The organism is Allosphingosinicella sp. (assembly GCF_036570505.1).
In the GTDB taxonomy this organism is placed as follows: Bacteria; Pseudomonadota; Alphaproteobacteria; order Sphingomonadales; family Sphingomonadaceae; genus Allosphingosinicella.
In genome coordinates, this window is record NZ_DATCYB010000031.1 from 1 (window position 1) to 12,683 (window position 12,683).

The 12,683-nt window shown below is 65.9% G+C and carries 10 protein-coding genes; 4 read left to right on the forward strand and 6 right to left on the reverse strand.

The genetic code is table 11. The annotated features are described in order from the left end of the window. The 3 genes from VIR62_RS02225 to VIR62_RS02235 all read right to left on the reverse strand — a co-directional run. Positions 1-4,236: beta strand repeat-containing protein (locus VIR62_RS02225; protein WP_431868321.1), on the reverse strand; the 4,236-nt coding region annotated here is incomplete at its 3' end. Further along, complete coding sequence (locus VIR62_RS02230; RefSeq protein ID WP_431868323.1) at positions 4,236-6,134, reverse strand: ShlB/FhaC/HecB family hemolysin secretion/activation protein; 1,899 nt, start codon at positions 6,132-6,134, stop codon at positions 4,236-4,238. The genes VIR62_RS02225 and VIR62_RS02230, both read right to left, overlap by 1 nt. A gap of 335 nt (positions 6,135-6,469) precedes the next feature. Further along, positions 6,470-6,703 carry a hypothetical protein gene (locus VIR62_RS02235; protein ID WP_431868324.1) on the reverse strand — a complete coding sequence of 78 codons (234 nt, stop codon included), beginning with the start codon at positions 6,701-6,703 and terminating at the stop codon, positions 6,470-6,472. Positions 6,704-6,979: 276 nt separating this feature from the next. Here VIR62_RS02235 and VIR62_RS02240 point away from each other — a divergent pair, with 276 nt between their 5' ends. From VIR62_RS02240 to VIR62_RS02250, 3 genes are all read left to right on the forward strand, one after another. Continuing rightward, complete coding sequence (locus VIR62_RS02240) at positions 6,980-7,978, forward strand: GDP-mannose 4,6-dehydratase (protein ID WP_431868326.1); 999 nt, start codon at positions 6,980-6,982, stop codon at positions 7,976-7,978. A 457-nt stretch (positions 7,979-8,435) separates the two neighbouring features. After that, complete coding sequence (locus tag VIR62_RS02245; protein WP_431868327.1) at positions 8,436-8,663, forward strand: hypothetical protein; 228 nt, start codon at positions 8,436-8,438, stop codon at positions 8,661-8,663. Between the two features lie 127 nt (positions 8,664-8,790). Further along, on the forward strand, positions 8,791-9,837 hold the full coding sequence (locus VIR62_RS02250) for a M48 family metalloprotease (RefSeq protein ID WP_431868329.1): 1,047 nt from the start codon (positions 8,791-8,793) through the stop codon (positions 9,835-9,837). Here VIR62_RS02250 and VIR62_RS02255 read toward each other — a convergent pair. Then, the gene (locus VIR62_RS02255) at positions 9,781-10,581 is read right to left on the reverse strand and encodes a tryptophan 2,3-dioxygenase (RefSeq protein ID WP_431868331.1); all 801 of its coding nucleotides are present in this window, start codon (positions 10,579-10,581) and stop codon (positions 9,781-9,783) included. The genes VIR62_RS02250 and VIR62_RS02255 overlap by 57 nt on opposite strands. A 97-nt stretch (positions 10,582-10,678) precedes the next feature. Here VIR62_RS02255 and VIR62_RS02260 point away from each other — a divergent pair, with 97 nt between their 5' ends. After that, a complete protein-coding gene (locus VIR62_RS02260; RefSeq protein WP_431868333.1) occupies positions 10,679-12,205 on the forward strand; it encodes a PQQ-dependent sugar dehydrogenase in 1,527 nt (508 codons plus the stop codon). 4 nt (positions 12,206-12,209) lie between these two features. Here VIR62_RS02260 and VIR62_RS02265 read toward each other — a convergent pair whose 3' ends face one another. Beyond that, complete coding sequence (locus VIR62_RS02265; RefSeq protein ID WP_431868421.1) at positions 12,210-12,434, reverse strand: DUF411 domain-containing protein; 225 nt, start codon at positions 12,432-12,434, stop codon at positions 12,210-12,212. Then, the gene (locus VIR62_RS02270) at positions 12,374-12,682 is read right to left on the reverse strand and encodes a DUF411 domain-containing protein (protein WP_431868423.1); all 309 of its coding nucleotides are present in this window, start codon (positions 12,680-12,682) and stop codon (positions 12,374-12,376) included. The genes VIR62_RS02265 and VIR62_RS02270 overlap by 61 nt, the downstream gene beginning before the upstream one ends. Between the last annotated feature and the right edge of the window lies 1 nt (position 12,683).

Sequence of the window (12,683 nt, forward strand, 5' to 3'; positions counted from 1 at the left end):
CGCGCCGCCGACCCCCGTCGCGGCCACCGTGGTGACGGCGCCGACGGTGACGCCGCCCGTGCCATTGGCATACAGGAGCGCCGTTCCGCCTTGACCCGAGCCGCCCGCCGTCGCGGCGCTGGAGCCGGCCCCGATGCCGCCGGCTTCGACGATGAGGTTGCCGCTTACATTCAACTGGCCCGCCGCCGCGGAAGCAGATGCCAGCCCGCCGATGCCGGCACCGCCGGTTGCGGTTCCCGCGCCGCCATGACCGTCAGCCTCGACGGTTACCGATATTTGGGTGCTCGTGCCGCCAAGAGCGGTGATCGAGCCGCTATCGGCGGCGAGGATCGCGCGACCGCCCGTGCCGCTGCCGCCGATCGTGCCGCTGCCGCCAAAAGCGGCGGAATCCACATAGGCATAGTCCAGAGACACCTGCCCACCCGTCGTCTGCAGCAGGGCTTCGCCCCCTGTGCCGGCCCCGCCGTCACCGCCGGCACCGTTGCCGCCGGGACCGGTTCCGCCATCGCCGCCCGCGCCTCCCGTGGCTCCGGCGTAGAGCCACAGGTCCGAGAAATTGGCCGAGCCGCCGACAATAACCTGTATCAAGCCGCCCGTGCCGATGCCCCCGTCGCCGCCAATGCCACCGGCGCCGCTCGGGCTGTCGGCGCCCGCGCCGCCGCTGCGGCCGATGCCGTCCGCAAAAGCGTCGAGAGTCCCGATTGCGAGCGTGTTGCCGCTGTCGACCATGATGGAGACGGTGCCGCCCGTGCCGTCGCCGCCGCTCCCCCCCGTCGCAACCGAGCCGGCATGATTGCTGGAGCCGAAGCCGCCGAAGCCTTCGGCGATGACTAGCGCGCTGGCCGCACCTATCTGGGACGGCGCTGAGCCGCTCCGGGTCGCGACCTCCGCGAGGCCGCCCGTGCCCGTGCCGCCGACCAGTGATCCGGCGCCGCCGGCGCCTTCGGCGATAAGGAAAAGATCGTTCGTGGCGGAAATGCTACCGCCGTTCACCGCAGAAACCGACGCGGTTCCGCCGAAACCAGCGCCACCCGTATTACCGTCCCCGCCGCTCGACAGCGCCTGGAGCGATGCGCGCAGGAGGTTGATCGAGCCGCCATCCGCCGCCAGGCGCGCCGAACCGCCCGTGGCGGCGCCTCCGGTGCCGGCGCCCCCCGCATTGCCGCCAAAGGCGTCCGCTGTGATGCTGGCGCCACCCGTGACGGTGAGCGAGCCGCCGTTGTTCGCGAAGAGAGTCGAAGCGCCCCCCATCACGACACCGCCATCCGCATCGATACTGTCGTTGAAGTTCGTATCGGCGAAGCTCGTCGTATTGGCCTGCGCATCGCCACCGATGGAAACCGTACCTCCATCGGCTCCGATGGACGCGCTTCCGCCGAAGGCGCCGCCGCCCGCCGTTCCGGTGTCGAGACCGCCGCCATAGCCGGAGGCAAGCACCTCCGCATCGCCCGATATCGACAGGATGCTACCGGCTTCGGCTAGGATCGAGCCCGACCCGCCCGTGCCGGTGCCGCTCGCGCCGGAGGTTCCGATATTGTCGCCACCGAAGCCGTCGCTGGCGAGGAAGGCGGAAGCCAGCGTAAGAGCCCCGCCTCCGGTCGCCAGCATCTCGGCCGTGCCGCCCGTGGCGTTCCCGCCGTTGTCGCCCGCGCCGCCAAAGCCATAGGCGGTCATATCCACGCTGGTCGCGTCGACGGAAACACCCCGTGCCGTCAGGAAGGCCGCGCCACCCGTGGCGGCTCCGCCATCGCTGCTGCCTGTGCCGATGCCTGAGCCGCGGTTGCCGCCTTCGGCATCCGAGCTGAGATCAAGGGTTCCAAAGCTCGCGCTGCCCGCCAGCGTCAAACCATCACCGTCGCCCAGAAAGGAGCCCGCCTGGGTTGTGCCGCCGAAGGCCGCGCCGCCCGGGCCGCCGACCTGCCCTGTCCCGCCGATGCCGCCCGAGCCGCCGATTCCCTCGGCCAGCAGCATGACGTTGCCAAGGGTGAGGGTACCCCGATCCGATTGCGTCAGAGCGAAGGCGCCGCCGGAGCCGTTCTGTCCGTCGAACAGTCCGCCGGTCCCTACGCCGCCCGCGCCGCCCGCGCCGCCGCCTGTCCCGCCGATTCCCGACGCATCGATGGTTGCATCGCCGCCGGTGATGGTGCCGCCCGCCGTCGCCGTCTGCCGCGCCTCGATATAGGCGACCCCGCCCGTGCCGGCGCCGCCGGCGCCGGCAAATTCCAGGGACGCATGGCCGCCGGTGCCGACCGCGGAAATATCGGCGGAGGTGAGATTGACGGTCCCGGCATAGGCCGTGATGCCGGCATTGCCGCCTTGTCCCGCGCCGCCGTCCTGGCCGAATCCGCCCAATCCGTCCGCATCGAGGGTCGTTGGTCCGGCGATGTCGATCTGGCCTGCGAAGCTTGTCACGCTCGCGAAACCGCCGGTGCCGGCCCCGCCGGTGCCGCCACCGCCCGGCGCGATGTTCCCGCCGCGGCCTTCGGCCCGCGCCACCAGATCGCCGTTGATGGTGATCGTGCCGCCGGCGATGGCGGAATCGAAGTCGCCGGTCGAAAGGGTCGCCTCGCCGCCCAGGGCTGGGGCAGCCACGGTCGTCGAACCGCCGAACAGGTCGGTCGAAATCCCGCTCGCGTCCAGCCCCGCATTGGCCTGAACGGTGACCGCCCCGCCGCCGTGCGCGAATATACGCGCGAAGCCGCCGGTTCCGTCCCCACCCTGCGCGGGAAGGCCCTCGGAGAAGCCGCCGCGCCCGATGGCCGTCACATCGGCACTCTGGCCTATGTCGACGGCGCCGTTCCCGGTCGCGTAGATGAACGCGCTTCCGCCGGTTCCGCTGCCGGCGGTGTTGGTTTCGAAGTCGATGCCGCCGGTTGCGTCGGCGGTGACCAGGGCGCTGCCCGTCACCGTCAGCGCGCCGCCACCGTCCGCATAGAGAAGCGCCTCGCCGGCAAGGGCGTTCAAATCCAGCGGATCGCTCGAAAAGCTGTTGTCGCGGTTGGCGTCGACCCAGACGTCGCCGCCGATTGTCACGGCCTGGCCGTTGACCGCACCGACATGCGCCCGCGCCCCGCCACTCAGAGTCAGGTCGCCCGCGAAGGACAAAGGACCAGCGCCGCTCGTCGCGAAGGCGTCCGTCGCGGCCCGGCCGAGCACGTCGGACGTCCAGTTACCGCTATTGATATTCAGGTTTGAGTCGCCCGCGGCGAACGCCTGGTCGGAAATGAAGTCGCCGAACACGTCGTGGCCGGCCGACAGGACGATCTGCCCGTTATCGATCGTCACATCGGTCGCGGTGTCGAAACCGACATTGCCCTCCAGCAACATGGTGAGCGCCTGATTCTTCGGCACGGCGACCATGTAGACGCGGTGATTGTCGCCGACACCGGTGCTGGCGGGACCGCCCGTCGAGCCGGTATGAACGACGCCGTTGGCATCAGTCGTTCCGGCGGAAATGAAGATGTCGAAAAGCCCCTGGTTGATCGACAGATCCACAGCCTCGGCGGCGACGTAGGCGGCGGCTCCGTTCACCGTGACCGTGCCGCCCTGCTCGATGCGGGGCGCCGCCATGGCGACATAGCTGCCTTCGTTCAGAGCATTGATCTGGGCTCCGGGAAGGATCGCGATCGTGGAACCTGGAGTGACCGCTTGGGTCAACCTGTAGGTGTTGTTGGCGAAGAACTCGCCGGTCTGCGGGTCGAAAGCCGGGTCGAGGGTCGTCAGAAGCAGATTGCCGACGTCGAAGGTGGCGTTCGCGCCGATAATGAGGCCCCCTGGCGTGTAAAAGGCCACGGTGCCGCCCCTGACTGCTCCCGCCTGCGTCTGCAGCTGGCTGACTACGGCACCATTAAGCTCGACAATCCGGCCAGTGTCCGATGGAAGAATTCGATTGAGGACGGAGAAATCCGTTAGGCTGCTGTCGCCATTCTCGAACGTGGCGGTATTTCCCACCGGAAGGAAGTCTATGTTGCCGGTCCCCTCACTGTCGTTCGGCGTCCAATTGATGACGACGCTGTCGCTGAAGAGCTGAATTGTTTCTGTGTTCGTGTCCGTGATGCGCTCGTAGCTTCCGCCTGCCGGCATATCCGTGCCCTGGAACGCCTGCGCGTCCGCCCGCTCCACGGGAGCCGCGAGAGCGAGGGCCGCTCCACAGGCGCTGCCCAGAAGGAGGTTTCGCCGCCGTGACCTGAGAAGAGGGGCGGAAGACCTGTCGAGCGCAATGCACTGAGCCGTCATCAGAAGCTCCATGGCCATAATGTGGTGGTAAGCGACACGAGCAGCCGGACATCCGGCTTTTCCGTCATCAGCAGGCCGGCGCGCTCGAGCGGCACCGCCAGCGCGACGTCGAACTGCGCTTTGTCGCCGTAGATGGCGCGGACGCCGCCGCCGATCGAAGTCAGATTCTGCCGCACATCGCGGGCATTCAGACGGTCCTCGTTCCAGACCCAGGCCTTATCGACGAAGAGATAGGGCTGGGCGGAAAGGCTGTCGCGCGTCCGGGGGACGATGCTGCCGAAGCGCAACTCGGCCTGGAAGCCCAGGCCGTTGTCGCCGAGCAGGGTGCCGGGATCGTAGCCGCGGCCGACCGTATAGTTGCCGACCGAATATTCCTCGAAGCTCAACAGCGGGTCGCGCGTCGCCTGCCCCTTCATGCCGAGCGCGAAGGTGATGTTCGGCACCGGCCGATACTCGCCATAAGCGTCGAAGCGGAAGACGGTGGCGGTCGGATCGCCTTCGAGCCGGCTGATCGGCACGGCGCCGGCCGCGCGGCAGCGCGTCAAGGCAGGACCGCAATCCTCGCTTGCGTCGAGGAGGTCGAGACCCTGGCGAAGCTCCAGCCCGCCGAGAAAGCGCCAGCGCGGCTCGGCGACGGAATAGCCGCCGATGCGGCCGATGCTGTCCGGATCGAACGCCTCGAGGTCGAGCCGGGCGTAGGCGACACGAAGATGGTCCCTGGTCAGCGGGAGCGCGTTGAAGCGCACGTTCTGGTTGATGAGGTCGAGGCCGAAGGCGCCCCGCAGGGTCTGCGTCTGGGTGCGGATGAAGGGATAGGATGCCTCGGCGGTCGCCAGCAGCGTCCGTGCCTTGACGTCGAATCGCGGGTCGCCGAGGTCCGGATCGGCCCAGGAATAGGTGAATTGGCCCGACAGCGTCAGGCCTTCGCTGCCGAGGCGGAAGTCATGGCCCAGCTGCAGCGTTTGCTGCTCCTCGAAATCGGCGGTGCTGAAGACCGCGATCGTGGTGCGGTCGCCAAGCCCGGTGAGGCCATAGAATTGACCGCGCAGCAGCCCGCCCCAGCGACCGAGATCCTTCGATCCGAAATTCTGGACGTTGAAATCGATTTGGCCGGGGGTCCGGATGACCGCCACCTCGCCGATCACTTCTCCCGGCCCCGCCTCGGCCGACCGAAGCGCCAGTCGGACATCGTAGCCCGGAAGGTCGCCAGCGAGCAGCAGGTAGCGTTCGGCGTCGTATCGGTTGAACACTTCCTCTTCGGTCAGCCGCTCCAGATAGCCGGCGATGGTGCGCTCAGCCCTGCCGGCATCGCCGCGTACGCGTACGCCGACCAGCTTCGCCATCAGGACCTGGAAGCGCACCGACCCTTCGGCGATCCGCTGCTCCGGGATTTCGACCGCAGCTATGTAGCCGGCGTCGCGCAGGATCGTGGCCGCCCGGTCACGGATGTCGCAGACTACGGCGATGGGTTGGGTGGTGCCGATATATTCGGCATAGGCCGGCCGCAGCATGGCCGGCGAAACCGCGCGCAGATCCTCGAACACGACCTCGTTCACCGTGAAGGTCACGTCGCGATAGGCGGGAGCGGACAGCGCACAGGGCGCTCGCTCGATGCCCCCCTCGACCGTCAGCCGCGGCGCCGTCTCCACCGGCGGCGCGAGCGGCGCGCGCTCCACCTCTTCGCGAGTCGGCGTGATCTGCCCGACGGGCACGTCCTGAGCCCCCGCGGGCGCCGGCACAATCGAGGCCATGGCGACGCAAAATACCGCCGATCTTGCATATTCGCGGATTGCGGCCCGTCCAAGACGACCTTCCTTGGCCGTGTTGGACGCAACGCCCGCCTCGCCCGCGCCCTGAAGATCAGGACGCCGGACGGCTCCCCCTTTTGCTTTGCCCATATCCACCCTGCAAAGAATTCCCCCTCCCGTTATCGATCCGTATCGACGACGAGAGTCGCGACCATAACGCCTTCGGCGGAATGGCAAAAGGAATTTTAAGGCACTGATCTATTTTGGGAAGAAGGCGGGACTTGGGTATCTTGACGGGCCGCCGTCGATACAGCCGCCTCGAAGGGAGGATGCAAGTCGATCGGCCTGCGGAACTTGCGTACAGCGCGGATGAAACCTCCCTGCGCCAAGTCGCGTCTGCTCCGGCGACCTTCTCGACACGCGCTCCGGGCAAAAAAAACGCCCCGGCCTAGACCGGGGCGCCATCAAACTCGTCCGTCAATCGCTTACGGGCTGACGGGACCTTCATCATCATCATCCCCGCCCACGAAAACGAACAGGCCGAGGGCGACGAGGACACCGCCGATGAGCAATGCGGTGGTGCCGTCCGACTCGCCAGTCCCGCTCTGGAGGAGCGCGGCGGTGTTGACGGAGGGTGAGCTCGCGGTTTGCGCGAACGCAGTACTCGTCGCGACCAGCATGGCGCCGGCAGCAAGAGCAGATACTAACTTGGAGGGCATTATTCTCTCCTTCGGCCAAGCAGAATTGCTGGGTGGCGCACCTTAGCGCGGCGAAATGAACATTTCCAGCCTTTAACGATACCGATCATGCCAAGGTCTACGGCATTGTTTTCAATGGACTAATGGCCGTACTGCGCTCCCTGCCAGTGAGGCGATTGTACAACAGGGCGTGCTTTTCCGGACGACAAGAAAAGGCGAGCTGAACTTGCCACGATCGCGTTGTGCCGAATCCCGGTCTCGCCTATGGGAGCAGGGCATTTGTCTGTACGGGGACCCATGAGCATTCTGGTTACCGGCGTCGCCGGCTTCATCGGGTTTCACGTCGCGGGTCGCCTGATGGAACGTGGCGAGAGCGTTATCGGCCTCGACAGTCTCGATGACTATTACAGCGTCGCGCTGAAGCGGGCGCGGATAAAGGAGTTGCGCGGGCGTCACGGCACCCGGTTTCACTTCAATCAGACGGATTTCGCGGACACTGTCGCGCTCGCCGAGGCTCTCGATCCTCTGTCCTTCGATCGAATTGTGCATTTGGGCGCCCAGCCGGGTGTCCGCTACTCAATCGAGAACCCTCATGCCTATGCCCGCTCCAACATTGTGGGTCACCTCAACCTGCTGGAGGTCGCGCGGCAACGAGATTCGGCGCATTTCGTCTACGCCTCCTCCTCATCGGTCTATGGCGGCAACGAAACCCTCCCGTTCAAGGTCGAAGACCGCGTCGACCATCCGCGCTCGCTGTATGCCGCGACGAAGAAGGCGGACGAACTGATGAGCGAATGCTATGCTCATCTCTACCGCCTGCCGCTGACGGGTCTTCGTTTCTTCACCGTCTACGGCCCCTGGGGTCGGCCCGACATGGCGGTATGGACATTTACCAAAGCCATCCTCGAGGGCCGCCCGATCGACGTCTTCGGGGAAGGCGACATGCGGCGTGACTTCACCTACATCGACGATATTGTGACCGGCGTTCTTGCAGCACTCGACAATCCCCCTGCCGACGATGGAGCCTCGAAGGCCGGCGGCAGCCGTGCGCCTCACCGACTATATAATATAGGCAACAACAAGAGCGAAGAACTCTCCCGTCTGATCGGGGTGATAGAGGCGGCGTGCGGAAGTCAGGCCGAGAAGAGACTCCTGCCGATGCAGCCAGGAGACGTGCGCGATACCTTTGCCGACATCACGGCAATAGAGCGCGATCTGGGCTTCAGGCCGACCACCAGCATCGAAGAGGGCGTTCCGCGCTTCGTCGCCTGGTATCGGGAATATTACGGAATCTGAGCTAGCCCTCCACATTCCGGAGGTCTGAGAATCGTTGCCGCATAGCGGAACCACTTATTGGATCAGGATCGTCCGTCGCTGGCCTTGCTGTTGCAGGAAGGCCACAATCGTCTAGTTTGCACAAGGCTCCGGCGTATCGCTCCCCGCCCTCTCGCCGTCGGGCACGTCAAGGCCGGGCTTGAATGGCCGCGACACCCCCTGAGGCACTGCCGTTTGCCGCCTATACCGCTTAGATTGTTGTGTTTCCCCAGCCTGGAGCATCGGTGAACGGACACTCTGCCCAACATTGTTGCAAGGTTGGGGAACGGCTTAACGAAGCGTCAACCAACGACCATCTATGGCTGTGATCGGCCTGATTTTCCCCGTTCCATTTCGGGGTGGACAGCAACTGGTGCCTCAGATAATTAGGGCGCGAGATCAAGAACAAATCTTATGCGTAACGAAGGGAGAAGCTGACGTGGTTTTCAAGGGACTTATCGCTGCGACGGCCGCTGTTGCTCTCGCGGCAACTCCGGCGATCGCCGCAGGCAACACCGCCAATATCGCTCCGGCGGCCGAAAAGGTTAGCGGTTCGAAGCAGATGGACAGCTCGGGCTGGATCGTCGCGGCTTTCGCCGTGCTCGCCGTCATTGGCGGCATTGTCGCCGCGACCGCCGGTGGTGGCGACGACCCCGTCAGCCCGTAACTAACGGTCTGTTCTACCGGAATTTTTGGCCGGGCGGGAGATGTCTCGCCCGGCCAATTCTTTTGTACCGGCGTCCGGGTCTCCCTCCTGTTGGTTCGGCCTGTCGGTAGCGCTATGAGCTAGCGGCATGATGTCCGGTCTCCTGATTGCGCTCGCGGCCGCGGCCGCCCAATCCTCGTCTCCCGCGCCGGCTCCCTTTCCCGCGACGCAACCGTCGGTCGACGGGACCTCGACCGCCGCGTCCGCTTCCTATCTTCGCGAGGCGGATTATCGGGTCGCGCGAATCGGTTATCGTATTGGTTTATCGGGCGCTCGTTACTGCCCCGATCCCTATCCGCTTACCGGGCTGCTTCTTCACCATCTCGCCGAATATGGCGCAGCGGACCGGACCGCGGCCGCCAAGCTCTACAGCCTCGATCGCGGACCCGGGATCCTGGCGGTGATCGAGGGCAGCCCCGCGGTCCGTGCCGGCCTCGTCGCCGGAGACGTGCTGGTCGCGGTCAACGGCCGGCCGTTCCCTTCCCCCGTCGCCATCGCGCGGGGCCGGGACAATGAGGAAGCTCGGCCGGCGATCGAGGCGACCGAAGCCCAGCTCGAAGCGGAGCTGCGAAAGGGCCCGGCGCGCCTGGCCCTGTTGCGCGACGGTCGAGAGATGTCGGTTCGGCTCGAACCTGTTGCCGGCTGCCCCGCCCGCGTCCGGCTGGCGCGGTCCCGCCAGGTCAATGCCTTCGCGAATCGCGGCTATGCCATCATGACCACCGCGCTTCTGGACTTTCTCCGAAACGATGACGAACTCGCGATTGTTCTCGGCCATGAGATCGCCCACACCATCTACAAGCATCCCGCCGAGCTCGAAGCCCGGGGCGTGCCGAGCGAGGGACTGCTGCGCGGCTTCGGCAAGAATGCGAGCCGCGTGCGCGCCACCGAGGAGGAAGCGGACCGGCTCGGCATCAAGCTGGCCTGGGCCGCCGGCTATGACGTGTCGGCCGCCATCCCCTATTGGCGCCGCTATTATTCCCAATATGCGACGCTGCCCCAGATCTTCAGGACCCATCCGAGCCTGGGCGCCCGCGAGCGGCTGATCCGGGAGGCGATCGCGGGTCTCGGAGCGGACGCCTCAGACCTTGGTGCGAAGCGACCAGAGTTCGGGGAAAGCCCGCTTCGACAGCGTTGACTGGAGATAGGGGACGCCTGCCGTCCCGCCCGTGCCGCGCTTGAAGCCGATGATACGCTCGACGGTGATGACATGCTTGTGGCGCCAGGTCGCCATCGCATCGTCGACGTCGACCAGCTTCTCGGCGAGCTGGTAGAGCGGCCACCATCGACCGGTGTCGCGATAGACTTCGGTCCAGGCCGCCTCGACAGCCGGGCTGGGCTCATAGGGCAAGCTCCAGTCGCGCTCCAGGATGTGCGCCGGAAGATCGAGCCCGGCTCGCGCGAGGGCCGCATTGGCCTCGTCCCAGAGGCTCGGCTCGTGGAGCGCGGCCTGGAGCGCGGCATGCCCCGCGGAACCTTCCTCCTGATAGCGCAGATGCGCCTGGTCCTTGATGCCGAGGAGGAACTCGACCTGGCGGAACTGCGCAGACTGAAATCCCGAGCTCGTGCCGAGCACGTCGCGAAAGCTGGTATAGTCGGTCGGCGTAAGGGTCGAGAGGACGTCCCAGCTGAGCGTCATCACCGCCTGGATGCGGGACACACGCGACAGGCTCTTATGGACCTGGACCAGCGAATCCCCCCGGACGAGGTCGCGAGAAAGCCTCAGCTCATGGATGACCTGCTTCAGCCAAAGCTCCTTGGCCTGGTGGATGATGATGAACAGCATCTCGTCGTGCAGCTCCGAGACCGGATGCTGTGCGGAAAGGATCTGGTCGAGGGCGAGATAATTGCCGTACGTGAGCGGCGAGGAACTGTCGGTCATTCACTGGCTCTACATGGGTAAGGCGATGTGAAAAAGGTCCTTGCGAGACAGGATCGTTACGGGGAAATATGGAAGAGGGGCCCTGGAGGTGCGGACGATGCTGCGCAGACGACCCCCGCCCATTCTTTCGATTGCGACGATTCTCGGGCTTTGCGCGTGCGACGGAGGCAACGGCGCACCCCCGCCGCAGCCGTCGAATCAGCCCCCCTCCTTCACGTCGGCGCCTTCAGTCACCGTTCCCGAAAATAGCGACGGCATTATTTACACCGCAACCGCGACCGACCCGGATGGCGACGCGCTCGCCTTCTCGCTGGCGGGTGGGGCCGATCAGTCCGCTTTCCGAATCACGGCCGCGGGCGCGCTCTCCTTTGCCATGGCACCGGACTTCGAAGCCCCGGCCGATGGCGACGGGAACAATGTCTATCTGGTGAGGATCGGCGTCAGCGACGGGACGACCAGCGATACGCTCGACCTCATGGTAACGGTCACCGACACCGGACCGGACGAGTTCGCGGTGACGCGGGTCGGCGTGGGCTTCAGCCAGCCGCTATTCGTGGCCCCGGTTCCCGATGGCAGCGGCCGGGTCTTTGTCGTTCAGAAGGGTGGGTTGATCAGGATATTGGACCCGGCGACCGGCGCTATCACGCCGACGCCGTTCCTCAATGTGTCGGCGGAAGTCTCGACCAACAGCGAGCGCGGCCTGCTCGGCCTCGCGACGGCGCCCGACTTCGCCAGCAGCGGCGTCTTCTACGTCAACCTGACCAACCTCAACGGCGACACGGAGATCCGGCGCTATCGGACACTGGCCGCGGACCGGAACCGCGCCGACCCCGCGAGCGCGGACCTGATTCTGGGCTTCGACCAACCCTTCGCCAACCATAATGGCGGCTGGATAGATTTCGGACCGGACGGCTTCCTGTATATCGGGTCGGGAGATGGCGGCAGCGCGGGCGATCCGCAGAATAACGGACAGAACAGCAATGTCCTGCTCGGCAAGATCTTGCGCATCGACGTCGGCGGCGATTCCTTCCCGGGCGATCCCGCGCGCGACTATCGTATTCCATCGGACAACCCGTTCGTGGGCGGCGGTGGGCGAGGGGAGATCTGGGCCCTGGGCCTGCGCAATCCGTTCCGCGCCAGCTTCGATCCTGTGACCCGGAACCTGCTGATCGGCGACGTCGGTCAGGCGGCGGTCGAGGAAATCGACCTGATGCGGCCCGGTGACGGCGGAGCGAATTTCGGCTGGTCGATCGTCGAGGGGACACAGCCGTTCAATGGCAATCCGCAGCCCGCCTTCGTGCCGCCCGTCACCGAATATTCGCACGGCACCGGCCCAAGGCAGGGCAATTCCGTCACCGGTGGCTATGTCTATCGCGGCCCCGTCGAGGCGCTGCGCGGCCATTATGTGTTCGGCGACTTCGTGGCCGGCGCGATCTGGTCGGCGCCGTTATCGAGACTGTCGATCGGCAGCACCTTGCCGAGTTCGCAATTCACGGTTCGCACCCAGGAGTTCGCGCCGGACCAGGGCGCGATCGACAATGTCAGCAGCTTCGGCATCGACGAGGCGAACAATCTCTACATCGTCGATTTCGACGGCGAGATTTTCCGGATCGAACCCCGCTAGGATCTCAGCCGTGGCTGGCGAAGAGGCCGCGCCTGCCGTCCGCGGCGAAGGCGTAGACCTTGTAGGGCTGCTTCTGGTCATGCCCGACGTCCATGCCCGGCGATCCGGCCGGCATGCCGGGCACGGCGAGGCCGCGGATGGCCCTGCTGCCGCTTTTCACCAGTCGCTTTATATCGGCGGGGGCACATGCCCTTCGACGACATAGCCGTGGATGAGGGCCGTGTGGCAGGAGCCCAGATCGGCCGGCACACCCTGCGCTCGCTTCACCCGCGCGATATCGTCGACCTCCAGGATCGGTAGCTTGCGGCCGAAGCTCGCTTCGATCCGCTTCGCCCATTCCAGGCAGCAGCCGCATCCGGGGCTGTGCCACATGACAAAGCCGTCATTGGCCGCAGCCTCGGCCGGGCGAACGAACCCGCCGAGCGCCGCGACGCCGAGCGCCCCCAGAAACGATCGTCGATCCATCGTCCCGTTCATG

Excerpts from the sequence above, each read along its gene's own strand:
- VIR62_RS02260 (WP_431868333.1), top strand. The coding sequence starts at position 10,679 with ATGCTGCGCAGACGACCCCCGCCCATTCTTTCGATTGCGACGATTCTC.
- VIR62_RS02235 (WP_431868324.1), bottom strand. The coding sequence starts at position 6,703 with ATGCCCTCCAAGTTAGTATCTGCTCTTGCTGCCGGCGCCATGCTGGTC.
- VIR62_RS02230 (WP_431868323.1), bottom strand. The coding sequence starts at position 6,134 with ATGGGCAAAGCAAAAGGGGGAGCCGTCCGGCGTCCTGATCTTCAGGGC.
- VIR62_RS02270 (WP_431868423.1), bottom strand. The coding sequence starts at position 12,682 with ATGAACGGGACGATGGATCGACGATCGTTTCTGGGGGCGCTCGGCGTC.
- VIR62_RS02240 (WP_431868326.1), top strand. The coding sequence starts at position 6,980 with ATGAGCATTCTGGTTACCGGCGTCGCCGGCTTCATCGGGTTTCACGTC.
- VIR62_RS02255 (WP_431868331.1), bottom strand. The coding sequence starts at position 10,581 with ATGACCGACAGTTCCTCGCCGCTCACGTACGGCAATTATCTCGCCCTC.
- VIR62_RS02250 (WP_431868329.1), top strand. The coding sequence starts at position 8,791 with ATGATGTCCGGTCTCCTGATTGCGCTCGCGGCCGCGGCCGCCCAATCC.